The organism is Sphingosinicella xenopeptidilytica (assembly GCF_042676985.1).
Classification (GTDB): Bacteria; Pseudomonadota; Alphaproteobacteria; order Sphingomonadales; family Sphingomonadaceae; genus Sphingosinicella; species Sphingosinicella xenopeptidilytica.
Window position 1 is genome coordinate 56,338 of the sequence record NZ_JBHTIK010000011.1, and the last position, 22,620, is coordinate 78,957.

Annotated in this window: 26 protein-coding genes; 9 read left to right on the plus strand and 17 right to left on the minus strand. The window is 66.6% G+C overall.

Annotation, left to right across the window (positions count from 1 at the left end):
• Window positions 1–65: 65 nt before the first annotated feature.
• The 4 genes from panC to ACFQ00_RS14705 all read left to right on the plus strand — a co-directional run bounded on the left by panC (window position 66) and on the right by ACFQ00_RS14705 (window position 3,904).
• Window positions 66–890, plus strand: a complete 825-nt coding sequence (gene panC / locus ACFQ00_RS14690; protein WP_381492365.1) for a pantoate--beta-alanine ligase — start codon at window positions 66–68, stop codon at window positions 888–890.
• Window positions 891–1,017: 127 nt separating this feature from the next.
• Window positions 1,018–2,031 carry a sensor histidine kinase gene (locus ACFQ00_RS14695; protein WP_381492367.1) on the plus strand — a complete coding sequence of 338 codons (1,014 nt, stop codon included), beginning with the start codon at window positions 1,018–1,020 and terminating at the stop codon, window positions 2,029–2,031.
• An 88-nt stretch (window positions 2,032–2,119) separates the two neighbouring features.
• Window positions 2,120–2,407, plus strand: coding sequence for an SEL1-like repeat protein (locus tag ACFQ00_RS14700; protein WP_374598723.1), 288 nt, complete (start codon window positions 2,120–2,122; stop codon window positions 2,405–2,407).
• A 123-nt stretch (window positions 2,408–2,530) separates the two neighbouring features.
• Window positions 2,531–3,904, plus strand: a complete 1,374-nt coding sequence (locus tag ACFQ00_RS14705; RefSeq protein WP_381492370.1) for a diguanylate cyclase domain-containing protein — start codon at window positions 2,531–2,533, stop codon at window positions 3,902–3,904.
• On the opposite strand, the gene ACFQ00_RS14710 is transcribed toward ACFQ00_RS14705, so the two are convergent.
• From ACFQ00_RS14710 to ACFQ00_RS14730, 5 genes are read right to left on the minus strand one after another with little or no spacing between them, the layout of a single operon-like run.
• Window positions 3,886–5,028 carry a GNAT family N-acetyltransferase gene (locus tag ACFQ00_RS14710; protein WP_381492373.1) on the minus strand — a complete coding sequence of 381 codons (1,143 nt, stop codon included), beginning with the start codon at window positions 5,026–5,028 and terminating at the stop codon, window positions 3,886–3,888. The two genes, ACFQ00_RS14705 and ACFQ00_RS14710, sit on opposite strands and share 19 nt — an antisense overlap.
• Complete coding sequence (locus ACFQ00_RS14715; protein WP_374598729.1) at window positions 5,025–5,771, minus strand: glycerophosphodiester phosphodiesterase family protein; 747 nt, start codon at window positions 5,769–5,771, stop codon at window positions 5,025–5,027. The genes ACFQ00_RS14710 and ACFQ00_RS14715 overlap by 4 nt, the downstream gene beginning before the upstream one ends.
• A gap of 10 nt (window positions 5,772–5,781) precedes the next feature.
• Window positions 5,782–6,243, minus strand: coding sequence for a RidA family protein (locus ACFQ00_RS14720; protein ID WP_381492375.1), 462 nt, complete (start codon window positions 6,241–6,243; stop codon window positions 5,782–5,784).
• A gap of 33 nt (window positions 6,244–6,276) precedes the next feature.
• Entirely contained in the window at window positions 6,277–6,888 is a 612-nt protein-coding gene (locus tag ACFQ00_RS14725; RefSeq protein ID WP_381492378.1) for an HAD family hydrolase, read from the minus strand.
• A complete protein-coding gene (locus ACFQ00_RS14730) occupies window positions 6,885–7,163 on the minus strand; it encodes a DUF3572 domain-containing protein (protein ID WP_381492381.1) in 279 nt (92 codons plus the stop codon). The genes ACFQ00_RS14725 and ACFQ00_RS14730 overlap by 4 nt, the downstream gene beginning before the upstream one ends.
• Before the next feature lie 104 nt (window positions 7,164–7,267).
• On the opposite strand from ACFQ00_RS14730, the gene ACFQ00_RS14735 reads away from it, so the two are divergent.
• On the plus strand, window positions 7,268–7,630 hold the full coding sequence (locus ACFQ00_RS14735; protein ID WP_374598738.1) for a response regulator: 363 nt from the start codon (window positions 7,268–7,270) through the stop codon (window positions 7,628–7,630).
• 36 nt (window positions 7,631–7,666) lie between these two features.
• Here the strand turns inward: ACFQ00_RS14735 and rpmG are convergent, their stop codons facing one another.
• Both rpmG and ACFQ00_RS14745 read right to left on the minus strand, forming a co-directional pair.
• Window positions 7,667–7,834: a 50S ribosomal protein L33 gene (gene rpmG / locus ACFQ00_RS14740; protein ID WP_121047764.1), complete on the minus strand. Its 168-nt coding sequence runs from the start codon at window positions 7,832–7,834 to the stop codon at window positions 7,667–7,669.
• Window positions 7,835–7,946: 112 nt separating this feature from the next.
• Window positions 7,947–8,726: an arginase family protein gene (locus ACFQ00_RS14745; RefSeq protein WP_381492386.1), complete on the minus strand. Its 780-nt coding sequence runs from the start codon at window positions 8,724–8,726 to the stop codon at window positions 7,947–7,949.
• A 54-nt stretch (window positions 8,727–8,780) separates the two neighbouring features.
• On the opposite strand from ACFQ00_RS14745, the gene ACFQ00_RS14750 reads away from it, so the two are divergent.
• Window positions 8,781–9,029, plus strand: a complete 249-nt coding sequence (locus ACFQ00_RS14750) for an Hpt domain-containing protein (protein ID WP_381492389.1) — start codon at window positions 8,781–8,783, stop codon at window positions 9,027–9,029.
• A 3-nt stretch (window positions 9,030–9,032) separates the two neighbouring features.
• On the opposite strand, the gene rnr is transcribed toward ACFQ00_RS14750, so the two are convergent.
• The 9 genes from rnr to aroQ all read right to left on the minus strand — a co-directional run bounded on the left by rnr (window position 9,033) and on the right by aroQ (window position 18,824).
• A complete protein-coding gene (gene rnr / locus ACFQ00_RS14755; protein WP_381492392.1) occupies window positions 9,033–11,243 on the minus strand; it encodes a ribonuclease R in 2,211 nt (736 codons plus the stop codon).
• 40 nt (window positions 11,244–11,283) lie between these two features.
• Window positions 11,284–11,601 (minus strand): quaternary ammonium compound efflux SMR transporter SugE, encoded by a 318-nt coding sequence (sugE, locus tag ACFQ00_RS14760; RefSeq protein ID WP_381492396.1) that lies wholly within the window; start codon window positions 11,599–11,601, stop codon window positions 11,284–11,286.
• A 139-nt stretch (window positions 11,602–11,740) separates the two neighbouring features.
• Window positions 11,741–11,920, minus strand: a complete 180-nt coding sequence (locus ACFQ00_RS14765) for a hypothetical protein (RefSeq protein ID WP_121047770.1) — start codon at window positions 11,918–11,920, stop codon at window positions 11,741–11,743.
• A gap of 5 nt (window positions 11,921–11,925) precedes the next feature.
• Window positions 11,926–14,511: a type I DNA topoisomerase gene (gene topA / locus ACFQ00_RS14770; protein ID WP_381492399.1), complete on the minus strand. Its 2,586-nt coding sequence runs from the start codon at window positions 14,509–14,511 to the stop codon at window positions 11,926–11,928.
• 35 nt (window positions 14,512–14,546) lie between these two features.
• On the minus strand, window positions 14,547–14,930 hold the full coding sequence (gene arsC, locus ACFQ00_RS14775; protein ID WP_381492402.1) for an arsenate reductase (glutaredoxin): 384 nt from the start codon (window positions 14,928–14,930) through the stop codon (window positions 14,547–14,549).
• 16 nt (window positions 14,931–14,946) lie between these two features.
• Entirely contained in the window at window positions 14,947–16,440 is a 1,494-nt protein-coding gene (locus ACFQ00_RS14780) for an amidase (RefSeq protein WP_381492405.1), read from the minus strand.
• Between the two features lie 84 nt (window positions 16,441–16,524).
• Window positions 16,525–17,874: an acetyl-CoA carboxylase biotin carboxylase subunit gene (gene accC / locus ACFQ00_RS14785; protein WP_381492407.1), complete on the minus strand. Its 1,350-nt coding sequence runs from the start codon at window positions 17,872–17,874 to the stop codon at window positions 16,525–16,527.
• A gap of 2 nt (window positions 17,875–17,876) precedes the next feature.
• Window positions 17,877–18,329 carry an acetyl-CoA carboxylase biotin carboxyl carrier protein gene (gene accB / locus ACFQ00_RS14790; protein ID WP_381492767.1) on the minus strand — a complete coding sequence of 151 codons (453 nt, stop codon included), beginning with the start codon at window positions 18,327–18,329 and terminating at the stop codon, window positions 17,877–17,879.
• A gap of 54 nt (window positions 18,330–18,383) precedes the next feature.
• The gene (aroQ, locus tag ACFQ00_RS14795; RefSeq protein WP_381492409.1) at window positions 18,384–18,824 is read right to left on the minus strand and encodes a type II 3-dehydroquinate dehydratase; all 441 of its coding nucleotides are present in this window, start codon (window positions 18,822–18,824) and stop codon (window positions 18,384–18,386) included.
• A gap of 106 nt (window positions 18,825–18,930) precedes the next feature.
• Between aroQ and thiS the strand changes: the two genes are divergently transcribed.
• The 3 genes from thiS to ACFQ00_RS14810 all read left to right on the plus strand — a co-directional run bounded on the left by thiS (window position 18,931) and on the right by ACFQ00_RS14810 (window position 20,700).
• On the plus strand, window positions 18,931–19,920 hold the full coding sequence (gene thiS / locus ACFQ00_RS14800; protein WP_381492411.1) for a sulfur carrier protein ThiS: 990 nt from the start codon (window positions 18,931–18,933) through the stop codon (window positions 19,918–19,920).
• Window positions 19,921–20,014: 94 nt separating this feature from the next.
• The gene (locus ACFQ00_RS14805) at window positions 20,015–20,197 is read left to right on the plus strand and encodes a CsbD family protein (protein WP_381492413.1); all 183 of its coding nucleotides are present in this window, start codon (window positions 20,015–20,017) and stop codon (window positions 20,195–20,197) included.
• A gap of 92 nt (window positions 20,198–20,289) precedes the next feature.
• Entirely contained in the window at window positions 20,290–20,700 is a 411-nt protein-coding gene (locus tag ACFQ00_RS14810; protein ID WP_381492415.1) for a VOC family protein, read from the plus strand.
• Window positions 20,701–20,743: 43 nt separating this feature from the next.
• On the opposite strand, the gene ACFQ00_RS14815 is transcribed toward ACFQ00_RS14810, so the two are convergent.
• Window positions 20,744–22,525 (minus strand): tetratricopeptide repeat protein, encoded by a 1,782-nt coding sequence (locus ACFQ00_RS14815; RefSeq protein ID WP_381492418.1) that lies wholly within the window; start codon window positions 22,523–22,525, stop codon window positions 20,744–20,746.
• Window positions 22,526–22,620: the final 95 nt, after the last annotated feature.

Below are 22,620 nucleotides of genomic sequence, written 5' to 3' on the forward strand. Positions count from 1 at the left end.
TGTTTCATTCACGGGCGCCGGGGAGTCAATCGAGGAGAGGCAAGATTCCGGAGGCTTTCGAAACCGTGCGGACGGTCGCGGCGCTTCGCGCGCGCGTACGCGAGTGGAACGCGGCGGGGCAGAGCGTTGCGCTGGTGCCCACGATGGGCGCGCTCCACGCCGGGCATCTCGCGCTCGTCGCGGCCGGTCTCGCCCGCGCCGACCGGGTCGTCGCCAGCATCTTCGTGAACCCCACGCAGTTCGGTCCGAACGAGGATTTCTCCCGCTATCCGCGCCGCGAGGCGGAGGATGCGGCGGCGCTGGCCGGGGCAGGGTGTCACCTCCTTTTCGCGCCCACGGTGGAGGAAATGTACCCGGCGGGCTTTGCCAGCAGCGTTCAGGTTGCGGGCCTCACCGCCGAGCTTGATGGTGCGCACCGGCCCGGCCACTTCGATGGCGTCGCGACGGTGGTTTCGAAGCTGCTCAATCAGGCCGGTGCCGATTTCGCCATGTTCGGCGAGAAGGATTATCAGCAGCTCCTCACGGTCCGCCGCATGGCCGCCGATCTCGATATCCCGACCGAGATCGTCGGCGTTCCCACCGTGCGCGAGGCGGACGGTCTCGCGCTCTCGTCGCGCAACGCCTATCTCTCGGCGGAGGAGCGCGCCCGCGCCGCGCTGTTCCCCAAGACGCTGATGGCGGCGCGCGACGCGATCCGTGCCGGAACGGCGGTCGAAACCGCGCTCGCGGAGGCCGACGCGGCGCTGCGTGCGGCGGGTCTCGTCCCCGATTATGTCGCGCTTCGCGATGCGGAAACGCTGTTGCCGGTGACCGTTCTTGATCGTCCGGCGCGCATCCTGTCGGCAATAAGACTCGGTTCAACGCGTCTTATCGACAATCTGGCTGTCTAAACGGCCTGAATCGGCCCGCGTTAACTTTTCATTAGCAATTCTCAATAACTATTAACGCCGTTGCAGGAGGCCCGGCGGACATCCTCGATTGTGCAGGATTCCAGCCGTTTGCAGCGGAGCATTCTCGATGCAGGACTGGCTGACGGATGTCATGGAACCCCCGGGGGAGGATCTTCCCGGCCGGGCGATCGATGCCGCGATCCGGCCTGCCGAGCTTCTCGCCCGCGCCGACATCGCGCTCTGCCTCACCGGCGGGGTCGCGGTGGTGATGGGGGCGGAGCCGGTCGGACGCATTTCCGGGCCCCAGCTTGCGCAGGTGCTTGCCCGCGCCGTTGGTGCGGGGGAGCGCGAGGCCCGCAGCGCGCGCGACGAGGTGCGCCGTCTCCGCCGCGACCGCCGGATGCTCGCCGCCAATCTCAGCCATGAACTCAAAACCCCGATCAACGCCATCGCGGGCTACAGCGAACTCGTCGCGCTCGGCCTCGAAAGCGGCCGCACTCATGCCGCCGCCAGCCAGAACGCGGTGATCTGGGAAGCCGCGCAGGGGATGCTCTCGACGCTCGATTCCATTCTCGATCTCGCGCGTATCGAGGCGGACGCCGCACCGCTCGACGAAAGCGAGGTCGATCTCCGCCAGCTCGCCGCGTCCGTGCTCCGTATGCTGGCGACCATGGCCGAAGCACGCGGCGCGAGTGTCGCGATCGAGATGGCGGCTGATCTGCCGTTTCTCCATGCCGACGCGCGGATGCTTCGCCAGATCCTCGTCAATCTCGCCAGCAACGCGCTCAAGTACGGCGGCGAGAAGGTGAAGCTCACCATCGCCGCGCGCGTCGACCGTGCCGATCGTATGCTCATCGAGGTGCGCGACAACGGCTCCGGCATGTCGCCCCGCGCGATGGAAACGGCGATGAAGCCGTTCGCGCGCGGGCACGACGACAAGGGTATGCTCGCCGGCAGCGGCCTCGGCCTGCCGCTCGTCAAGGCGCTCGCGGAGCTGCACGAGGCGAGCTTCAAACTGCTCTCGTCGCCGGGCCGGGGCACCCGTGCCGTCGTCACGATGCCGCCCGGCCGCGTCCGTCTGGCGCACGCTGGCCGTCAGGAGGCCTTCGCGTTCCGCCGGGCCAATTCGCTGTTCGGCTGATTCGCATCAGTGTTTCCGCCATTTTTCGGCGTTAACCATTTCTTGAACAAGGCACGCCAAATCTCCCCACGTTGAGGGGGATTTTCGAATGGCAAGTCATCCAGTCACTGAAGTCCAGTTTCTCCACGCGCAGATGGCGGCGGCGATGGCCGGCCAGCCGGACGCGTACTACGAGCTTGGCGTCGCTTATGCGGTCGGCAGCAGCGGCGTCGACATCGATCTTGTCGAAGCGCACAAGTGGTTCAACCTCGCCGCCATGTCCGGCGACGAGCGCGCCCAGCTTGATCGCAGCGAGGTCGCGGCATCGATGACGCCCGCCGAGGTCGCCGCGGCGCAGCGCGAGGCCCGTGCGTTCCTGATGCAGACACGCCACTAACTTTCGCCCGAATCACTGCAAGCCTGAGAAATCAGGCGCTTGGGGCTTGCAAATAAAGCGAAATGGCCGCTTGCTATACCTGCTGTCGTGAGCAGCAGGGGGACTGGCGCCTTGGCGACGCGGTTGTCTGGAAAAGTATCGGAAATCAAAGCATTTCCCGAAAAGTCTTCCGAGTCGCGTGAAGACGAGCTTGCTTGGCTGCGCGCCGAACTGGCGCGCGAGACGGCGCTCCGCCAGCGTTACGAAACCCAGATCAGGCAATTTTCAGCATCTCTGCCCGTCGTGATCTGGATGGCGGATGCGGATCGTCGCGTCCGTTTCGTCAGCGACAGCTGGTACGCGATTACCGGAACAAGCCCCGATCAGCACGAAAGCTGGGTTTTCACGATGCACGAAGAGGATCGCCTCATCGTGCCGGGCGAAATCCATGCCGCAGCGGAGCGGCAGGAGCGGTTCGCGATCGAATATCGTATCCTGAAAGCCGACGGCACGACCGCATGGGTGCTCAACGTCGGCGCTCCGAAGTTCGATGACCGTGGCCGTTACGACGGCTATGTCGGCGCCGTCATCGATGTCAGCGAGCGCCGCGCCGCCACCGAAACGCTGCAAGGCCTCGAAACGCGGCTTTCGCTCGCACTCGACGGCACCCGCGTCGGCGTGTGGGATTGGGACATCGCGTCGGGCGACATCTGGCTCAGCGACAGCGCGCTCGCGATTCAGGGCTATGCGAGCGAGGAGGTGAAGGGTCACGCCGCGGGCTTCGCCGAATATGTTCACCCCGATGATCTCGCGGAGCTTCTGCGCAGGATCACCGCGTGCCTCAAGGGCGAGCAGCCGATGGTGAACCTGGAGCATCGCCTGCGCTGCAAGGAAGGCGGCTGGGTGTGGGTCGCCGAGCGCGGCCGCGTCGTGGAGCGCGATGCGAACGGGCGTGCGCTGCGCATGATCGGCACGCGCACGGACATGACCGAGCAGCGCGAGCGCGATGATCGCCTGCGCTGGCTCGCCGCGCACGACGTGCTCACCGAGCTGCCGAACCGCGGCCGCTTTCAGGAGCTTCTGCTCGCCGCGATGCGGGAAACGGATGCGCGCGGCGGCCGCATGGCGCTGATGCTTGTCGATCTCGATCACTTCAAGGCGGTGAACGACGGCTTCGGCCACGATGCGGGCGACGCGCTGCTGCGCCGCGCCGCCCGGCGCCTGCGCGATGCGTTTACCGCAGGCTCGGTCGCGCGTCTCGGCGGTGACGAGTTTGCGATCATCCTTCCCGATGCCGGGCGGCACGGCGAGGAGGTGATGGCGCTCGCGGCGCAGGCGGTTCATGCCGGAACGACGAGCGGCGAAGACCCGACGGAAAGCACCGCAAGCGTCGGTATCGCCTTCTATCCCGATCACGCGGAAAACGCCGCCGATCTCGTCAAGGCGGCTGATGTCGCGCTCTACGCGGCAAAGCAGGCGGGCCGGGCCTGCGCCCGGCTCTATGAACCGCGCCGGTAGGGCGTGAAGCTCTCCATCGCGCGGATGTCCGCTGCGATCGCCGGGCGCTCGCGGTCCAGATACTCCTCGATCGCGCGCCTCAGCCCCGGGTGCTCGATATGGTGCGCCGAGGTCGTCACCACGGGCACATAGCCGCGCGCAAGCTTGTGCGGCCCCTGCGCCCCCGCCTCGACGCGGGCGAGGCCATGCGCGATCGCGTAGGCGATGGCCTGGTAGTAGCAGAGCTCGAAGTGCAGGAAGGGCAGGTCGCGCACCGCCCCCCAGTAGCGCCCGTAAAGGCAGTCCCCGCCGATGAAGTTGAGCGCGCCTGCCACGGGCGTGTCGCCGTCCATGGCGAGCACCAGCAGCACGCGCTCCGCCATGCGCTCGCCGATGAGGCTGAAGAACGCGCGTGTCAGATAGGGGCGGCCCCATTTGCGGCTGCCCGTGTCCTGATAGAAGTGCCAGAACGCGTCCCAGTGCGCCTCGCTGATGTCCGCGCCGGAAAGCGCGATGATGCGTAGGCCGCTCTCCGCCGCCTCCCGCCGTTCGCGGCGGATGGTCTTGCGCTTGCGCGAGGCGAGGCTGCCGAGGAAATCCTCGAAGCTGCCGTATCCGGCGTTGTGCCAGTGGAACTGCTCGGTATGCCGGATCAGCCACCCCGCCGCGTCGAACAGCGACACCTGCTCGGGCGCGATGAAGGTGGCGTGCGCGGACGAGATCTGCTGGCGTTCGCAGAACTGCTCGATCCCGGCGATCAGCGCGGGCGCGCAGGCTGCATCCTTCAGCAGCAGGCGAGGGCCGGTCGCGGGCGTGAACGGCACCGCCATCTGATACTTCGGGTAATAGCGCCCGCCCGCGCGCTCGAACGCGTCCGCCCAGCCGTGGTCGAACACGTACTCGCCCTGCGAGTGCGATTTCGCATAGGCGGGCGCGATGCCGAGGATGCCGCCGTCCGCATCTTCCAGCACCGCGTGCGCCGACTGCCACCCAGCGGCGGCAACTGCGCTCCCCGAATCTTCCAACGCAGTGATGAAGGTGTGCAGCGTGAACGGATTATTGTCTCCGGCACAGGCGTTCCAGTCGGGCGCGGAAATGTCCGAGGCCGATGTCACGATCCGGAAAGTCGCCGGCGTGCCGGTCATGCGTGTTCCGGGGCGTCCTCGAAAATGATCTGGTCGGCGTACGCCTGTGCCCGCCCGCGCTCCTCGTCGTCGCGCACCGTCCAGGTCAGCACCGGGCGGCCCTTGCGGCGCTGGCGCTCGGCAAAGCCGAAGGGCAGCGCCTTGATATCGCAGGCGATGAAGTGCGGGCGCGTGGCGCGGGCGGCGAGGTTGCGCGAAAGCCAGCCGCGCAGCCCCGCGTTGCCGCTGCCGTCCTTCGTCACCACGAGCCCGCGCACGGTCTGCGGGCTGTGCTCGCGGAACCAGCGCACGATGCGCGGATCGAACGACATCACCGCCGTCCATCCGTTCGAACCCTCCAGCGCCCGGCGCACCGCACGGCACAGGCTGCCATAGCCGCGCCGTCCCGGCGATTTCACCTCCACCAGCGTCGGCGCGCGGCCGCCGATCTCGCTCAGCACCTCGCGCAGCGTGCGGATCGGCTCATCGGTGCCGGAAAGGCGAAACGCGCCGAGTTCGCCCGTCGTCAGGTCGGAGATGCGCCCCCCGGCGTTGGCGAGGCGCGGCAGTTCCGCGTCGTGAAACACCACCGCGTCCTTGTCCTTGGTCAGCCGCACATCGAGTTCGATGCCGTAACCCGCCGCGATCGCGCGTTCGAACGCCGCCCGGCTGTTTTCGGGCACGCCCTTCGTGTCGTGAAGCCCCCTGTGCGCAAAGGGCTGGCGCGTCAGGAAGTCGAGATCGCGGGTCGTGTTTCGCAGCATCCGGTTCCGTTCAGACCTTAACGGCAATCACGGCATCGATCTCGACCGCAACGCCAAGCGGCAGGGCAGGGACGCCGACCGCGCTGCGCGCGTGCCGTCCCGCGTCTCCCAGAACCTCGACCATAAGGTCGCTGCATCCGTTGACAACCTTCGGCTGGTCAAAGAAATTCGCCGTGCTCGAAACGAATGCGCCGAGCTTCAGCACGCGCTCGATACGGTCGAGGCTGCCGAGTGCGGCCTGCGCCTGCGCAAGAATGCCGATCCCGCAGAGCCGCGCCGTCGCCTGACCGGCCGCAACATCCATGTCCTCGCCAAGCCGTCCGAGCACGAGCGTGCCGTCCTCGCGGAAGGGAATCTGGCCGGAGATGTAAAGCATGTTTCCATGCAGAACCGTCGGCACATAATTGGCCGCGGGCGCGGCGGCTTTCGGCAGCGTGATTCCAAGCTCGGCGAGACGGGCTTCAATACTCATGACCGGAGATTCCCCTTCGTTGCATTCAGGTCGTCAGCGCGCCGCCTGCCGCAGCAGGTACGGTAATGCCTGAGACCAGATATCGATCCGTGCGTGCGCATCGTCTGCGGCCGGGATCAGGGGCCTCAGCTCCGGATCGGCGACCATGTGCAGCCGGTGCACGTGCGGCGCGTCCCGCTTTACCGAACTGTGGTGCGGCGGCAAGTCGTCGATGAACACGGCGGCGTCGCGGCCATGTTCGCGCATCAGCGTGGTGACCGCGGGCCCCTTCGGCCCGTCGTTCACATAGACGGGGAAGGGCATCCCGAGCGCGGCGATCTGCGCGCGCCGGCGGTCGCGGTACGCGTCGCGGATGTTGGTGAGGATGACGATCTCGTAGGGATCGGAAAGCGCGGCCAGCGCCTCGACCGCGCCGTCCACGACCGGCTGACCCTCCATCGCGTCTGCGAAGAAGCCTTCGACGAGCGTACGCACGTCCTTCTTTTCGATGAGGCTGCCGTCCGTCTTGCGCCGGATGTTGCCGGAAAGCGCGAAGCTTTCGAAGTTGAGTTCGAGCGCGTGCGCGGTGTCGAGATAGGTGCGAAACGGTCCCGCGAAGTGCAGCAGCACCTCGTCGCAGTCGCAGATGAGAAGCGGCTTCGTCATTGCCCGAGCGCGCCGCGCGCCGCCGCGAGCCGTGCGGGCTCGGCTCCGATCGCTTCGGCGCAGGCGATGAAGTCGGCCTCGTGCGCGGCAAGGAAATCGAGCGTCGCGCCCAGCACTTCGGGGCTTCCGGCGCGTGCGCGCAGCGTTTCTGCGTCGAGTCCGGTCAGCGCCAGCAGGCGCGGCCCGAGCCGTTCGTCGCTTGCAACCCACGCCAGGGCGTGCAGCGCCATCACTTCGGCCTCCTCGCGGGTTAAGGCTGTTTGGTAAGAGGTCATTAACTCTGGACAATTAGGATTGTATCAACCATTCGCCAAGGCGATTGTTCGGCAGGCCGATCCGCGGGGCCATTATGCGCGGTCAGGTTTGCGAAGAGGGGACCATGCAGAAAACCGTCCTCGTCGTCGAGGATAACGACCTCAACATGAAGCTGTTCTGCGACCTTCTGGAAGCGCACGGCTATCGGACGATGAAAACGCGCGACGGGCGCAGCGTGCCCGATCTGGTGCGCGCGGACCGTCCCGATCTCATCCTCATGGATATCCAGCTCCCCGAGGTTTCGGGGCTCGAGGTCACCGGCTGGCTGAAAAGCGACGAGGCGCTGAGCGACATTCCCGTCGTTGCGGTCACCGCGTTCGCGATGAAGGGCGATGAAGAGCGCATCAAGGCCGGCGGCTGCGAGGCGTATATCGCGAAGCCGATCTCGGTGATGCGCTTTATCGAAACCGTCCGCCAGTACGCCTAGAGCGATCGGGCGGGAAGGGAAGGCGGCGGGGCCGCCTTACTTGATCTTCGCTTCCTTGAAATCCACATGCTTGCGCACGACGGGATCGTACTTGCGGAAGGTGAACTTCTCGGTCTGCGTGCGCGGGTTCTTCTTCGTCACATAGAAGAAGCCGGTGTCGGCCGAGCTGACGAGCTTGATCTTGACGGTTGTTGGTTTGGCCATGGCGCGGCAGTCCTTGCGCTTGATCTCAAGAGTTACAAAAAAGAACGCGGCGTCTGAGCGCCGCGCTTACGGGCGGGCTAATGCCGAAAACGTCCGGCAGAGTCAAGCGGCGTCACAGCATTCTGGCGGCCAGTTCCTTGACGAGACGAACCGCAACGCCTGCCGTCAGCATACCGATATCGCGCTCGGGGTTCAGCTCCACGATATCGGCGCCCACGATCTCGCCCGGCACGCGCGCGATCAGCGTCAGCAGTTCTCGCGTCGAAAGCCCGCCGGGCTCCGGGTGGGAAACGCCGGGCGCGAACGCCGGGTCGAGCCCGTCGAGGTCGATCGACACATAGACGGCCCCCTGGAGCCTTTCCCACGGCACGCGGTCGCATTCGTCGGCGCCCAGCATCGCGCCGCCCGCCGCTGCGCTCCGTGCGCGCTGCTCAGGCGTCGCGCTGCGGATGCCGACCTGCACGAGGTTCGCGATGCAGCCGTCGTCGAGTGCGCGGGCGAAGGGGCAGGCGTGCGACCAGCGGTCGCCGCCCAGCTCCTCGTAGAGATCGGGGTGCGCGTCGACATGCAGCACGTTCACCGGCCCGTGTGCGGCCTTCAGGGCGCTGAGGATCGGATAGGTCACCGAATGGTCGCCGCCGATGCTGAGCGGCCGGCGGCCGGCTTTGAGCGCGGCGGCAACCGTGGCGGCAATGATCGCGCGCGCCTCTGCGGCGTCCTCGGGCAGGTCGGGAAAGTGCCGGTCCCCGAACGCATCTGCAAGATCGACGCCGTCGATACTGTAGGGGCTGGAGGCCTCGCTGAACAGTAAGCCCCGCACGACCGCGGGGGCAAGTGCCGCGCCGCGCGCGTAGGAGGAACTGGCGTCCCAGGCGAATCCGAGCAGGCTCACGGGCATGGCAGCTGCTTAACCGTGTTCTAACGACTTTCCCACTAGGCTCGGGGCATGATCGACGAAGACTTCGAATCGCTGCATCAGGAGCTGTCCGACAAGCTGGAGGATATCCAGCTGCTTCTGCTCGCGGGAAGCCACGGCGAGGTGCGGCGGCAGCTGCATTCGCTGAAGGGGCTCGCGAAGGCTTTCGGCTTCAACGATTTCGCCGCCGAGGTCCACGCCGCGGAGGAAACGCTGACGAACGTCACCACGCTTCAGCCGCGCATCGATCGCATGTTCAGCCTGCTCGACGCGGCGTAGTTCCTACCGTTTCCGCCGCACCTTGCCCGTGCCCTTCGGCAGCGGAGGACGACCCTTGCGCTGCGGCGGCGGCCGCTTTCCGGCGCGCGGCGCCGGCCCATCCGGAAACTCGAAACGCAGCGCGCCGCTGATCGGGTTCGCGTCGGCGAGCCGCAGCTCCAGCCGTTGCCCGACATGGTAGGTCACGCCCGTCGTCAACCCCTCGATGGTCTTGGCGCTCTCGTCGAAGTGGAAGCGCTCCGCGCCCAGCATCGACATCGGAATGAGTCCGTCGCCGCCCACGCCCTCGACGCTCGCGAACAGCCCAAAGCGCGTCACCCCACTGATCCGCGTGCGGACGATCTGCCCCACGTGCTGCGCAAGATAGGCCGCAACGTATCGGTCGATCGTGTCGCGCTCCGCCTCCATCGCCCGCCGCTCGGTCATCGAGATATGCTCGGCGGTGCGGGGCAGGGCGCGCATCTCCTCGTCGGTAAGCCCGCCCTCGCCGAGTTTGTAGGCGCGCACCAGCGCCCGGTGGACGAGCGTGTCCGAATAGCGCCGGATCGGCGAGGTGAAGTGCGCGTAGCTGCCGAGCGCGAGCCCGAAGTGGCCGAGGTTGTCGGTGCCGTAGAAGGCCTGCGCCTGGCTGCGCAGCACCTGCTCGGAAACCTGCTCCAGCAGCGCCGGCTCGGTGATCCGCGCGAGCAGCCGGTTGAACGTCGTCGGCGTCACCACCTGACCCAATGACAGGCTGAGCCCGAGCGACTTCACGTAGTCGCCGAGCGCCACCAGCTTTTCCCGGCTCGGCTTTTCATGCACGCGGTACACGACCGGCGAGGCCTTCGCCTCAAGCGCCTTCGCCGCCGCGACGTTCGCCGCGATCATGAAGTCTTCGATCAGCTGGTGCGCGGGAAGCTGCTCGCGTACCCGGATTTCCGCGATGCGACCCTTCTCGTCGAGGATCACGCGCCGCTCCGGCATGTTGAGCGCCAGCGGATCGCGCCTGTCGCGCGCGGCCTTGAGCGCGGTCCAGGCCGTCCACAGCGGTCGCAACACGCTCTCCGTCAGCGCGTGCTCGATCTTCCCGTCGATCGCGTCCTGCACGGTCTCATAAGCGAGGTTCGCGACCCCGTGCATCACCGCCCGCGTGAAGCGCCACGCCTTCACAGTACCGTCCGCCGCGATCGTCAGGTGGCAGGCGAGCACCGCCTTGTCCGCGTTCGCGTTCAGCGAGCAGGCGTCGGTGGAGAGCGCCTCGGGCAGCATCGGCACGACGCGGTCGGGGAAGTAAACGCTGTTCCCCCGCTCGCGCGCCTCGCGGTCGATCGCGCTGCCGGGCCGCACGTAGAAGCTGACGTCCGCGATCGCCACGATCGCCTTGAAGCCGCCGGGATTGGCGGGATCGTCGTCTGACGCCGCCCACACGGCGTCGTCGTGGTCGCGCGCGTCGGCGGGGTCGATGGTGAGCAGCGGCAGGTTGCGCAAATCCTCGCGGTCCCCCAGCGGCAGTTTCGCCGCTTTCTCCGCCTCGGCCTCGGCCGCTTCGGAAAAGACGTTCGGAATGCCTTTTTCGTGGATCGCGATCAGCGAGAAACTGCGCGGCGCCATCGGGTTGCCGAGCCGCTGGACCACACGACCCGTTGCCCGCGCACCGCGCCCGGATTGCTCTGCGAGCACGAGGTCGCCCGCATCCGCCTCGCCAATATCCGTGATCTTAAGGTCGAAGCGCAGCTTCTTGTCGGTGGGCACCAGGTACCAGCCGGAAGGATCACGCCTCAGCACGCCGAGCAGCGCGTCTTCGGACGACGCGCCGATCTTCTTCATCACATGCGCAAGGTGCCCGCGCCCCGTCTCCTCGATGCGCGCGAGGATACGGTCGCCCATGGCAAGCGCCGCGCGCTTGCGCCCTTCGACGACGCGCACCTTCGGCGCGGGCGTATCGTTCGCCCAACTTTCCGGCACCGCCACGGCGCGCCCGCCTTCGATGCCGACGACCTTCAGCACCGTCACTTTCGGCAGCCCGCCGCCCTTGTGGAACGCACGTCCCGGCCCGCTGTCGAGCAGGCCTTCGTTCGCCATATCCTTCAGCATGGCTTTCAGCAGGATCTTGTCCTGCGCGGTCAGCCCGAAGGCCTTGGCGATCTCGCGCTTGCCGACAGGGGAGGAGGACTCCTCGACGAAGCTCAGGATCTGTTCGCGGGTGGGGAGGCCGGGGGTGGGACGTTTCGCCATTCCCACCCATGTCGGGCCTCGCGCTCCTCGCGGCAAGCCCTTACCGCGTCGAAAGCTTCATCAGCACGAGCCCGCCCACGATCATCAGGGCGGCAAGCACGCGCATCGGGCTGATGCTTTCGCCCAGCACCGCGACGCCAACCAGAAACGCGCCCACCGCGCCGATCCCCGTCCAGACGGTGTAGGCGGTGCCGAGCGGCAGCGACTTCATCGAGATGGACAGCAAGGCGAAGCTCGCGATCATCGCGACGATGGTGACGACGCTGGGCGTCAGCCGCGTGAACCCCTCCGACTGCTTCATCGAGAAGGCCCAGACGATTTCCAGAAGTCCCGCAATTCCAAGATACACCCAGGCCATGACGGCGCTCCTCTTCCAAAGAGCCGGGCCGTCCCGGACTTGATACCCATGAAGGGGGAGGACGTGGCCTCGCGGCGCCTATGTGGCGAGCGGCGAGGGGAGGGTCAAGCCACACATGCCCTGCACCGCCGGAATAGCGCTACCGCAACCGCGCGATGCTGAGTCCGTCCGCCTTGGCGCGGTCCTTCACCGATTCCTCGCTGCGGGTCAGCGCTTTCGCGATGGCTTTCAGCGCCATGCCCTTCTTGGCCAGCGTGTGCAGCTTGTCGATCTCGGCGGCGGTCCAGGGCTGTTTGTGACGTTCGAAGCGTTCAGCCATCGCCGCTACTTCGCCGCCTTCTTCTTCGCGGGGGCTTTCTTCGCCGCCGTCTTGGCCGGCGCCTTCTTTGCCGCGCCGCTCTTCGCCGGGGCCTTCCGCTTGCCCTTGCCTTTCGCTGGGCCTTTGGCGGCCTTCTCGTCGATCATCGTGGCGGCGGCTTCCAGGGTGAGCGCCTGCGGGTCGGTGCCCTTGGGCAGCGTCGCGTTGGTGGTGCCGTCGGTCACGTAAGCGCCGTAGCGGCCATCCATCACCTTGATCGCCGCGCCCGATGTGGGATGCGCGCCGAGTTCCTTCAGGGCTGCGGGCGCCTTGCGCTCGAAGCCCTTCTTCTGCTCGGCAAGCTTCACGACCGCGGCGTTCATGCCGACTTCGAACACCTCGGCGGTCGACGTCAGGCGCGCATATTTGCCGTCGTGCATCAGATAGGGGCCATAGCGCCCGATCGAGGCGGTGATCGGCAGCCCCGTCTCCGGGTGCGTGCCCACCTCGCGCGGCAGCGCGAGCAGCTTCACCGCCATGTCGAGTTCGATCGTCGCTGCGTCCACATCGCGCGGGATGGAGGCACGCGGCGGCTTTTCGCCTTCGCCGCGCTGGATGAACAGGCCAAAGCGGCCCGAGCGGATCGTGATCGGCTCGCCCGCGTCCTCGCCGAGCAGGCGCGGCTGGTCGCCGCCTTCGCCCGTGCCGTTGCCGTTTCCGTTCTCGCTCGCGAACGGCCGCGTGAAGCGGCACTCGGGATAGTTCGAACAGCCGACGAACGCGCCGAACTTGCCGGTCTTCAGGCTCAGCCGCCCGTTGCCGCACACCGGGCAGACGCGAGGGTCTTTCCCGTCGCCGGTATCCGGGAACAGCAGCGGCGCGAGGAACTCGTCGAGCGCCGTCGTCACCTCGGAGGGTTTCAGCTCCAGGATCTCGGAGGTCTTCGGCTGGAAATCCTTCCAGAAGGCGTGCAGCACCGCCGTCCAGTCGATACTCCCGGCCGAAATCTCGTCTAGCTGTTCCTCAAGCCCCGCCGTGAAGTCGTAGCTCACATAGCGCTCGAAGAAGCGTTCGAGGAAGGCGGTGACGAGCCGGCCCTTCTCCTCGGGGTGGAAGCGCTTCTGCTCGATGCGCACATAGGCGCGGTCCTTCAGCACCTGAAGGATGGAGGCATAGGTGGAGGGGCGCCCGATGCCGAGCTCCTCCATCTTCTTCACGAGGCTCGCTTCCGAATAGCGCGGGGGCGGTTCGGTGAAGTGCTGGTCGGCGTGCGCACCTGTGATCGCTGGCGTATCGCCCTTTTCGATCTTGGGCAGGCGCTTGCCGTCCTCGCCCTCTTCGTCCTCGGGGTCGTCGGCGGTTTCCTGATAGAGCGCGAGGAAGCCGGGGAAGATCGTCACCTGCCCGGTGGCGCGAAGGTCGGCGCGGCCGTTCTTGTCCTTCAGGTCCACGGTCGTGCGTTCAAGGTTCGCGGCCGCCATCTGGCTTGCGAGCGTGCGCTTCCAGACCAGTTCGTAGAGCCGGGCCTCATCGCCCGAAAGCCCGGCTTTCGCGGGGCGTCGACGCATGTCGACGGGGCGGATCGCTTCGTGCGCTTCCTGCGCGTTCTTCGCCTTCGTCGTATAGAAACGCGGCTTCTCGGGCAGGTGGCGCCCGGTAAAGTCCTCTGCGATCACGTCGCGCGCCGCGGCAATGGCCTCGGGCGCCATGTCGACGCCATCCGTCCGCATGTAGGTGATGAGCCCGCTTTCGTAGAGCGTCTGCGCGGTGCGCATCGTCTGCGTCGCGGAAAGCCCCAGCTTGCGCGCGGCCTCCTGCTGCAGCGTCGAGGTGGTGAAGGGCGGGGCGGGGTTCCGCGATACCGGCTTCTTCTCGACCGACGCGACCACGTAGTCGCCCGCCGCCACGTCGGCGCGCGCCTCGTTGGCCAGCGCCGAGTTGTTCAGCGAGAACTTGTCGAGCTTGTTGCCCTGCCAGTGCGTCAGCCGTGCCGTGAACGCCTGCCCCGCTGCGGTCTGGAACTGACCGTCCACCGTCCAGTATTCGCGCGTCTTGAACGCCTCGATCTCGCGTTCGCGTTCCACCACAAGGCGCAGCGCCACCGATTGTACGCGCCCCGCCGATTTCGCGCCCGGCAGCTTGCGCCACAGCACGGGCGAAAGCGTGAAGCCGACGAGATAGTCGAGTGCGCGCCGCGCCCGGTAGGCGTCGATCAGCGGCGTATCGAGCTCGCGCGGGGCGGCCATCGCCTGCGTCACCGCGCTCTTGGTGATCTGGTTGAAGGTCACGCGCTGCACCTTGGGCGGCAGCGCCTTCTTCGCCTTCAGATGTTCATAGAGGTGCCAGCTGATCGCCTCGCCTTCGCGATCGGGGTCGGTCGCGAGGATCAGCGTGTCGGCGCTCTTCGCGCTGTCGGCGATCTCTTTCAGCTGCCGCGAGCGGTCGGCGGAAACCTCCCACTTCATGCGGAAGTCGTGGTCGGGCTCGACCGATCCGTCCTTCGCCGGCAGGTCGCGGACGTGGCCGTACGAGGCAAGGACCTTGTAGTCCGAACCCAGATACTTGTTGATCGTCTTTGCCTTCGCCGGGGATTCGACGATCACGAGTTGCATACGAAACCCTCACCGACCTCAATGGGTCGGGGCCCTTACAGTGCTTTGCCGGGACGCCGCAAGTCCGGCGGCGGAAGAAACTCGGCGATCACCTCGGAAGGGCGGCAGAGTTTCGCGCGGTTTCCGTCGATCACCACGGGCCGGTTGATGAGGATCGGGTTCTCGTGCATCGCGGTGATGATATGCTCCTCGGAAACGCCGGGTTCGAGGAGGCCGAGCTCCTTCGCCAGCGGCTCCTTGGCGCGCAGGAGCTCGTGCGCCGCCATGCCCGATTTCCGCAGCACGTCCTCGATTTCCGTGCGGCTCGGCACGTCTTCCAGATACTCGCGGAGGTCGAAGGGGATGGCGTGCTCGTTCAGATAGTCGCGCACATTGCGGGCGGTGCTGCAGCGGGGATTATACCAGACGATAACGCGCATCACGCCTCCACTTCACTCAGATTTCGCCCGCCCAAACACCGGGCCTGCGATCATACCATAAAAGTTCGCGCTCGAGTTCATAGGCAAGCGCGATGAGCCGCGCTTCGCCGCCCGGCGCCGTCGCGAACTGGATGCCGATGGGGATGCCGTCCTTCGATTCGCCGATCGGCAGCCCGATCGAAGGCACGCCCGCCACGTTCTCCACGCCGGTGAAACCCGCGTAGGCGATCAGCCGCTCGCGCTGCTCGGGCCAAGGGATCGTCGGCGCGATATAGCCGATGGGCGCGGCGGGCTGGCCGAGCACCGGCGTCATGTAGATGTCGATGTCCTTGAACTGGGCGCGGTAGCTCGCCATCGCCTCGTCGAGCGCTGCGGTGGAGACCTGCATCTGCTCGGGCGTATAGGTTGCGGCCTGCGCCGCCATGGTCAGCGTCAGCGGTTCAAGGATTGTCGAAGGATCGACGCCGGGCGCCATTTTCGTGATCTCGGCAACCGCCTGTCCCGCGCCCGATTCCCACAGCGCCATGAAGGCGGGGATCACCACCTCGCCCTTGTAGGGCGCCGGCACGTCCTTCACCTTGTGGCCGAGCTTCTGGAGCAGCGCGGATGCCTCGCCGAAAACGCGCTGCACCTCTTCGTGGGGCAGACCGCCCGACGGGTGATTGAGCCGAAGCCCCACGCGCAGCCGGTCCTTCGACGGGCCGGTGACGAGCGGCGCTTCGGCGAAAGCCGCGCCTTCGCCCTTCGCCTGCGTCGCATGAAACCACGCCGCCGTATCGCGCACGGTGCGGGAAACGCAGCCCTCGACGCCAAGGTGTGTGGCGATATCCGGCGAGGCCGCATCGCCCGCCATCCGCCGCCGCGAGGGCTTGAGGCCGACGAGGCCGCAGCAGCTCGCCGGGATGCGGATCGATCCGCCGCCGTCGTTGGCGTGCGCGACCGGCACCACGCCCGCCGCCACCGCCGCGGCGCTTCCGCCCGAGGAACCGCCGGTCGAATGGTCGAGATTCCACGGGTTGCGCGTCACGCCCGTCAGCAGCGGTTCGGTGGTCGCGGTGATGCCGAACTCGGGCAGCGTCGAGCGGCCGATGGAAACGAAGCCCGCCGTCTCGATCGCCGCAGGATAGGCATCGGTCGCGTCGGCGACCGTCGCGGCAAGTGCCCGGCAGCCCTGCGTGTACGGCAGGCCCTTCTGGTGGACATTGTCCTTGATCAGCGTCGGCACGCCCGCAAGCGGGCCTTTCACGCCGTTCGCGGCGATTTCGCGCGCCCGCTCCAGGTTCGGGAACTTGACCGCGTTGATCTTGCCGTTCACCGATTCGAGCCGCCGGATCGCCGCCTCGACAAGCGCGGTGGGCTGCGTCTTGCCCTCGGCTACTGCCTTCGCCTGCGATACCGCATCGGTCCACTTCGTGGGCGGGGTCTTGGCCGCCGTGGTCTGGCGACAGGCGGAAAGCGCGGCAAGCGCCGCGCCCGTTTCAAGAAAACCGCGGCGTGAAACAAAGGCCATACGAAACCTCCCCCCGAGTCGGATGGCCGACTGTCTCAGCCGCCGCGTCGGGATGCAATCTGGCAGATTGGGAAGGTGGGCCGCTCAGCCCTCGCGCCGCTTCTCCAGCCAGCTTTCCAGCCACTTGATCGTGTAGTCGCCGTTCTGGAACTCCGGGTCTTCGATCAGGGCCTGATGGAGCGGGATCGTCGTTTTGGGGCCGGAGATGATGTATTCCTCCAGAGCCCGGCGCAGCCGCATCAGGCAGTCGTTGCGGCCCGATCCGTAGACGATCAGCTTGGAGATCAGGCTGTCGTAGTTCGAAGGGATGCGGTAGCCGTCGTAAAGCGCGCTGTCGACGCGCACGTGCAGCCCGCCCGGCGCGTGATAATGCTCCACCTTGCCGGGCGAAGGCGCGAACGTCGCCGGGTCTTCGGCGTTGATGCGGCACTCGATGGCGTGGCCCGAAAAGCGGATGTCGTCCTGCTTCACGGAGAGCGGCAGCCCCGCCGCCACGCGGATCTGCTCGCGCACCAGGTCGATGCCGGTGATCATCTCGGTGACGGGATGCTCCACCTGCAGCCGCGTGTTCATCTCGATGAAGTAGAAGCGCCCGTCCTCGTACAGGAACTCGATCGTGCCTGCGCCGCGATAGCCGAGGCCGGCGATCGCCTTGCGCACGATCTCGCCCATCTCCTCGCGCTGCGCGGCATTGAGCGCGGGCGAGGGGGCTTCCTCCAGCACCTTCTGGTGGCGTCGCTGCAGCGAGCAGTCGCGCTCGCCGAGGTGCACGGCATTGCCGTGCGTGTCGCCGAACACCTGGAACTCGATGTGGCGCGGGTTGCCGAGATACTTTTCAAGGTAAACGGTGTCGTCGCCGAACGCGGCCTTCGCCTCGGCGCGCGCCTGCGCGATCAGCGTTCCGAGCTTGTCGGGGCTGTCGACGACCTTCATGCCGCGCCCGCCGCCGCCCGACGCGGCTTTCACCAGCACCGGATAGCCGATCTCGAACGCGACCGTCTCGGCTTCCGAAAGGTCGGTGATCGGCCCATCGCTGCCCGGCACGAGCGGCAGGCCGAGGCGCGCCGCGGTGCGCTTCGCCTCCACCTTGTCGCCCATCATGCGGATGTGTTCGGGGCTCGGCCCGATCCACGCGAGCTTGTGCTCTTCCACGATCTCGGCGAAGCGCGCGTTCTCGGAAAGGAAGCCGTATCCGGGGTGGATCGCGTCCGCCCCCGTGATCTCGGCCGCCGAGATGATCGCGGGGATGTTGAGGTAGGATTCCGCCGCGCTCGGCGGGCCGATGCACACGGCCTGGTCGGCAAGGCGCACGTGCATGGCGTCGGAATCGGCGGTCGAGTGTACCGCGACCGTCTTGATGCCCATTTCATGGCACGCGCGGTGGACGCGAAGCGCGATTTCGCCGCGGTTCGCGATGAGGATCTTGTCGAACATCGTTATTCGATGACCACCAGCGGCTGGTCGTATTCCACGGGCTGTTCGTTCGCCACGCAGATCTTCACGACCTTGCCCGATTTCGGCGCCTGAATCGGGTTCATCACCTTCATCGCCTCCACGATCACCAGCGTATCGCCGGCGGAAACCGCAGCGCCTTCCTTGATGAAGGGGGCGCTGCCGGGCTCGGCGGAGAGGTACACTGTCCCCACCATCGGCGATTTCACCGCGCCGGGGTGGGACTTGAGATCGGTTTCAGCCGGCGCTGCAGCCGCCGGTGCCGTTGCGGCGGCCGCCGGAGCTGCTGCCACCGCCACCGGCGCCGCGGCGACAACGCCGCTGATCTGCCGCGCGACGCGAATCTTGCGCCCTTCGTCCTCCACCTCGATCTCGGTGAGGCCGGTTTCATCCAGCAATTCCGCGAGCTGGCGCACCAGCTTCGTATCGACGTTCATGCCCGTCTTACCATTGGTCACGTTGCGTCCCCGATGTTGTTGTTCTGTAAGGTCTTAAAGTTGTGCGGCGGCGTCCAGCGCCAGCGCATATCCGTGGATACCGAAACCCGTGATCGATCCCTTCGCGACCGGCGCCACATGGCTCAGGTGCCGGAAGGTCTCACGGGCGTGAGGGTTTGAAATATGGACTTCGATGACCGGAACCGCAATCGCCTTGATGGCGTCGCGGATCGCGATCGATGTGTGCGTATAGGCTCCGGCGTTCAGGATCACGGCCTTTGCCCCCCGCGAAGCCGCCTCGTGAAGCCAGTCGACGAGGTGCCCTTCGTGGTTCGATTGGCGCACGTCAATTTCAAGGCCGAGCTCTTTGGCGCGGTCCTCCAGCATCACCGCCACGTCATCGAGCGTGTCGGCGCCGTAGATCTCCGGCTCGCGCGTGCCGAGCAGGTTGAGGTTCGGTCCGTTGAGGACCAGCACCAGCGGCGTTTCTGCCATTCAAAGCCCCTTTGCCGTCCAATGCTCCCGAGCACTGGCCTGCGGCGAAAGCGGCCCTTATATGGACGCTCCGCGCGACAGGGAAGCCTGAGAAGAATAAGGACCGATGACCATCAGCATCACCGTGAACGGCGAACCGCGCCGCATCATCCCCGGCGCCAGCATCGCGGCGCTTGTCGCCGAGCTGGATCTTGATCCCAGGACCGTGGCCGTGGAGCGGAACCTCGAGATCGTGCCCAAGTCTGCCTACGCCGAAATCGCACTCGCGGACGGCGACCAGCTGGAGATCGTGCATTTCGTGGGCGGCGGCAGTGCCGGCGGCAGCGAAGACGATAGCTGGGAAGTTGCCGGACGCCGTTTCACCTCGCGGCTGATCGTGGGCACCGGCAAGTACAAGGATTATGCGGTGAACGCGGCGGCGGTCGAAGCCTCGGGCGCGGAGATCGTCACCGTCGCGGTGCGCCGCGTGAACCTCACCGATCGTTCGCAGCCGCTTCTCACCGATTATGTCGATCCGAAGCGTTATACCTATCTGCCCAACACGGCGGGCTGTTTCACGGCGGAAGACGCGATGCGCACGCTGCGCCTCGCGCGTGAGGCGGGCGGCTGGAATCTCGTGAAGCTGGAAGTCCTGGGCGAAGCGAAAACGCTCTACCCGGACATGGAGCAGACGCTCCGCGCCACGAAGGAACTCGTGAACGACGGCTTCGATGTCATGGTCTACTGCGCGGACGATCCCATCGCCGCGAAGAAGCTCGAAGACGCGGGTGCGGCGGCGATCATGCCGCTCGGCGCACCGATCGGCTCGGGTCTCGGTATCCAGAACCCGGTGATGATCCGCCTCATCGTCGAGCAGGCGAAGGTGCCCGTGCTCGTCGATGCGGGTGTCGGTTCGGCGTCGGACGCTGCGGTGGCGATGGAGCTCGGCTGCGACGGCGTCCTCATGAACACCGCGATCGCCGAGGCGAAAGACCCGGTGATGATGGCGCGCGCGATGCGCCACGCTGTGGAGGCCGGGCGGCTCTCCTACCGCGCAGGCCGGATGCAGCGGCGCCTCTATGCCGATCCGTCGAGCCCGCTCGGCGGCCTGATCTGACGCTTGCGACGAGCCGCGGAACTCCTCCGCGATCCCAAGCATTCTCCTGATGTGCGTATCCCCCGGCGCACAGGCAATTTCAGGAGTTAAAGTGATGGGCGAACTCAAGGATCGCGCGAAAGGTCTCGCCAACGAGGCTGCCGGCAACGTCAAGCAGGCCGTCGGCAAGGCCACCAAGAATCCGCGGCTCGAAGCCGAAGGTATCGCGCAGGAGCGCAAAGGCGAGATCCAGAACGCGAAAGGCAAAGTGAAGGGCGCCCTCGGCGACCGTCTCTGAAGCCTTTGTGCGTGAGGGAGGCGGCCGGGTCCACTCGGACCCGGCCGTTTTCCATGATATGATGCACGCTGCAAACACTTGCGGAGGCAACAATGACGGGCGCACCAGAACTTGTCGGCGTCACGCCCCACCTTACAATCCGGGACAACAAAGCCAGCGCCGCCATCGCGTTCTATGAGAAGGCGTTCGGCGCAAAGGAACTGTCGCGCCATCTCGACGACGACGGCGTGCGGCTGATGCACGCGCATCTCTCGCTTTTCGGCGGTGCGCTGATGCTGCACGACGATTACCCTGAGATGATGGGCGGCAAGCCGTCGGAGCCCCCGACCGGCGTCGTGCTGCATGTCGAGGTGCCCGATGCCGACGCGGCGTGGGAGCGCGCACTCGCGGCCGGTGCCACGGTGCGCTTCCCGCTCGACAACCAGTTCTGGGGCCAACGCTATGGTCAGCTCGCTGACCCGTTCGGTCACATCTGGTCGATCGGCGGTCCGCTGAAGCCCTGAGCCACGCTCTCCCTCTCCCCGTCGGGGAGAGGGGTTTAACCGGCTAAAGCTTCGCCATCGTCAGCCAGTCCTTCTTCCCCATCCACGCCTGAGTGAACGCTGCGCGCGTCGCGGTCGCGCCTGCCGCATCGCCCGTGCGCGCCTGCGTCTCGCCGAGTCCCCACAGCGCCCACGCATTGCCCGGATACTGCACCAGCGCCTTCTGGAACGCCGCCTCCGCGCCCTTGTAGTCGCCCGCCATGTAGAGCGCGCCGCCCAGCGACTGGTTCACCGGATAGTACCAGTAAGGCGGCTCGGTGTAGTTCACCCGCGTCTCCGCCTCTGCCCCCTTGCGGTAGAAGGCGACAGCCTCCTTGTAGCGCTTCTTCGCCATCGCCTGCCGCCCCAGTGCGACGTTCTCGGCGACCTCCAGCAGTGCTGGCACCGGCACCAGCCCGTCGGTCAACGGCTTCCAGTCGGTCTTGCGGCCGATCTCACGCATCGCATCAAGTTCCACCTTGAAGCCTTTGTCATTCCTTGCATCCGCCTGCGCCACCGCGCGCGCATAGCGCCACATCGCCTGCACATAGGGTAGGCGCGCGTCGGGTGCGGGCAGCGCCATGATCTCGCTCGGCGTCGCGAAATGCGCGTAGGCGAGATAGGGCGCCGCATCTACCGGCTGCACGAACGGGATCGTCACGGTCACGTCCGGGTTCAGGATCTCGCGCAGCTTCGTCGCCTGCGAAACCGCCGTCTCCATGTCGCCCGCCATCTGCGCGGCGCTGACGATGAAGTGGACGTTGTGCGGATAATAGCCGAACCGGTAGATGCCCGCGAGCGGCGAGGATTTCAGATAGTCCTCGTCCACCTTCGCCGCATCGACGTTGACACGGATCGCATCGGCATAGCGCCCGACGCGGTAGAAGAGGTGCCCCGGCATGTGGACGAGGTGACCGGCAGCGGGCACCAGCGGCTTCGAAAGCCGGTCCGCCGCCGCCTCCGCCTGCGCGGGCCGCGCCGAGGCTTCGAGCAGGTGGATATAAAGATGCGCCGCCTGCGGATGGTAGGGATCACGCGCCATCACCTGCTCGACGAGCCGGATCGCGGGCACGATGTGCGGGTAGGGCGTCAGCCCGCCCGGCTCCCAGTAATCCCACGGCGAGGAGGTCATCGCGGACTCGGCCGCGAGCACGCCGATGTCGTTGTCCATTGGATAGTCGGCGGCCACCTTCATCATCGCGGCGGAGAAGTCCTTGTCGAGGCTGCTTCTGTCGGCGGGTGCGTTTTCGGCGTAGCGGGTCTGCAGCGCCTCGATCAGCGCACGCTCGCGCGGGCTCGCCTTGTCCTTGACGGCCACGGCTTTCTTCAGCGCGGCCCACGTCGCCTCGTTCGTGGACGGGTCCATCGGTGCGTTGATGTTGGAGCCGTGCGCGTAGGCCTCGCCCCAATAGCACATCGCGCAATCGGGATCGCGGCGGGCGGCGGCACGGAAGGCGCGGATCGCCTCCTGATGGTTGAAGCCGTACACCAGCATCAGCCCCTGGTTGAAAAAGGCCTGCGCCTCGGGGTTCTTCGTGGTGATCGGGAAGTTGACGTTGCCCAGCCCCTTGTAGAGCGGCGGCTCGCTGTCGAACTGCGGCAGCGTGTTTGCCATCGCGTACTGGATGCGCTGCGGCAGCAGCGAGCGCTTCTTGCCCTGTCCGCAGGCCTGGCTGAAGGCAGTGGCCGGGTTCAGCAGGCGCAGCGCCTCGGGCGTCAGCGTCGCGGAGGCGGGAACGGCGGCGGGAATCGCAGCAAGGGCGGCAAGCGAGAAAACGGCGAAAGGAACGCGAGTGGATATGCTCACGGCAAATCTCCTGTCTGCGCGGGTTGCCCCGCACTGCTCTTCCTCGCGTTCCGACGAATACAGGATTACGTCCGACGGATCAATTCCGCCGCCGC

What these genes read in the sequence shown, in the direction of transcription:
- ACFQ00_RS14695 (WP_381492367.1), top strand. Translation starts at nt 1,018, where the DNA reads ATGCAGGACTGGCTGACGGATGTCATGGAACCCCCGGGGGAGGATCTT.
- ACFQ00_RS14700 (WP_374598723.1), top strand. Translation starts at nt 2,120, where the DNA reads ATGGCAAGTCATCCAGTCACTGAAGTCCAGTTTCTCCACGCGCAGATG.
- ACFQ00_RS14710 (WP_381492373.1), bottom strand. Translation starts at nt 5,028, where the DNA reads ATGACCGGCACGCCGGCGACTTTCCGGATCGTGACATCGGCCTCGGAC.
- ACFQ00_RS14715 (WP_374598729.1), bottom strand. Translation starts at nt 5,771, where the DNA reads ATGCTGCGAAACACGACCCGCGATCTCGACTTCCTGACGCGCCAGCCC.
- ACFQ00_RS14720 (WP_381492375.1), bottom strand. Translation starts at nt 6,243, where the DNA reads ATGAGTATTGAAGCCCGTCTCGCCGAGCTTGGAATCACGCTGCCGAAA.
- ACFQ00_RS14725 (WP_381492378.1), bottom strand. Translation starts at nt 6,888, where the DNA reads ATGACGAAGCCGCTTCTCATCTGCGACTGCGACGAGGTGCTGCTGCAC.
- ACFQ00_RS14730 (WP_381492381.1), bottom strand. Translation starts at nt 7,163, where the DNA reads ATGACCTCTTACCAAACAGCCTTAACCCGCGAGGAGGCCGAAGTGATG.
- ACFQ00_RS14735 (WP_374598738.1), top strand. Translation starts at nt 7,268, where the DNA reads ATGCAGAAAACCGTCCTCGTCGTCGAGGATAACGACCTCAACATGAAG.
- rpmG (WP_121047764.1), bottom strand. Translation starts at nt 7,834, where the DNA reads ATGGCCAAACCAACAACCGTCAAGATCAAGCTCGTCAGCTCGGCCGAC.
- ACFQ00_RS14750 (WP_381492389.1), top strand. Translation starts at nt 8,781, where the DNA reads ATGATCGACGAAGACTTCGAATCGCTGCATCAGGAGCTGTCCGACAAG.
- rnr (WP_381492392.1), bottom strand. Translation starts at nt 11,243, where the DNA reads ATGGCGAAACGTCCCACCCCCGGCCTCCCCACCCGCGAACAGATCCTG.
- sugE (WP_381492396.1), bottom strand. Translation starts at nt 11,601, where the DNA reads ATGGCCTGGGTGTATCTTGGAATTGCGGGACTTCTGGAAATCGTCTGG.
- ACFQ00_RS14765 (WP_121047770.1), bottom strand. Translation starts at nt 11,920, where the DNA reads ATGGCTGAACGCTTCGAACGTCACAAACAGCCCTGGACCGCCGCCGAG.
- topA (WP_381492399.1), bottom strand. Translation starts at nt 14,511, where the DNA reads ATGCAACTCGTGATCGTCGAATCCCCGGCGAAGGCAAAGACGATCAAC.
- arsC (WP_381492402.1), bottom strand. Translation starts at nt 14,930, where the DNA reads ATGCGCGTTATCGTCTGGTATAATCCCCGCTGCAGCACCGCCCGCAAT.
- ACFQ00_RS14780 (WP_381492405.1), bottom strand. Translation starts at nt 16,440, where the DNA reads ATGGCCTTTGTTTCACGCCGCGGTTTTCTTGAAACGGGCGCGGCGCTT.
- accC (WP_381492407.1), bottom strand. Translation starts at nt 17,874, where the DNA reads ATGTTCGACAAGATCCTCATCGCGAACCGCGGCGAAATCGCGCTTCGC.
- accB (WP_381492767.1), bottom strand. Translation starts at nt 18,329, where the DNA reads ATGAACGTCGATACGAAGCTGGTGCGCCAGCTCGCGGAATTGCTGGAT.
- aroQ (WP_381492409.1), bottom strand. Translation starts at nt 18,824, where the DNA reads ATGGCAGAAACGCCGCTGGTGCTGGTCCTCAACGGACCGAACCTCAAC.
- thiS (WP_381492411.1), top strand. Translation starts at nt 18,931, where the DNA reads ATGACCATCAGCATCACCGTGAACGGCGAACCGCGCCGCATCATCCCC.
- ACFQ00_RS14805 (WP_381492413.1), top strand. Translation starts at nt 20,015, where the DNA reads ATGGGCGAACTCAAGGATCGCGCGAAAGGTCTCGCCAACGAGGCTGCC.
- ACFQ00_RS14810 (WP_381492415.1), top strand. Translation starts at nt 20,290, where the DNA reads ATGACGGGCGCACCAGAACTTGTCGGCGTCACGCCCCACCTTACAATC.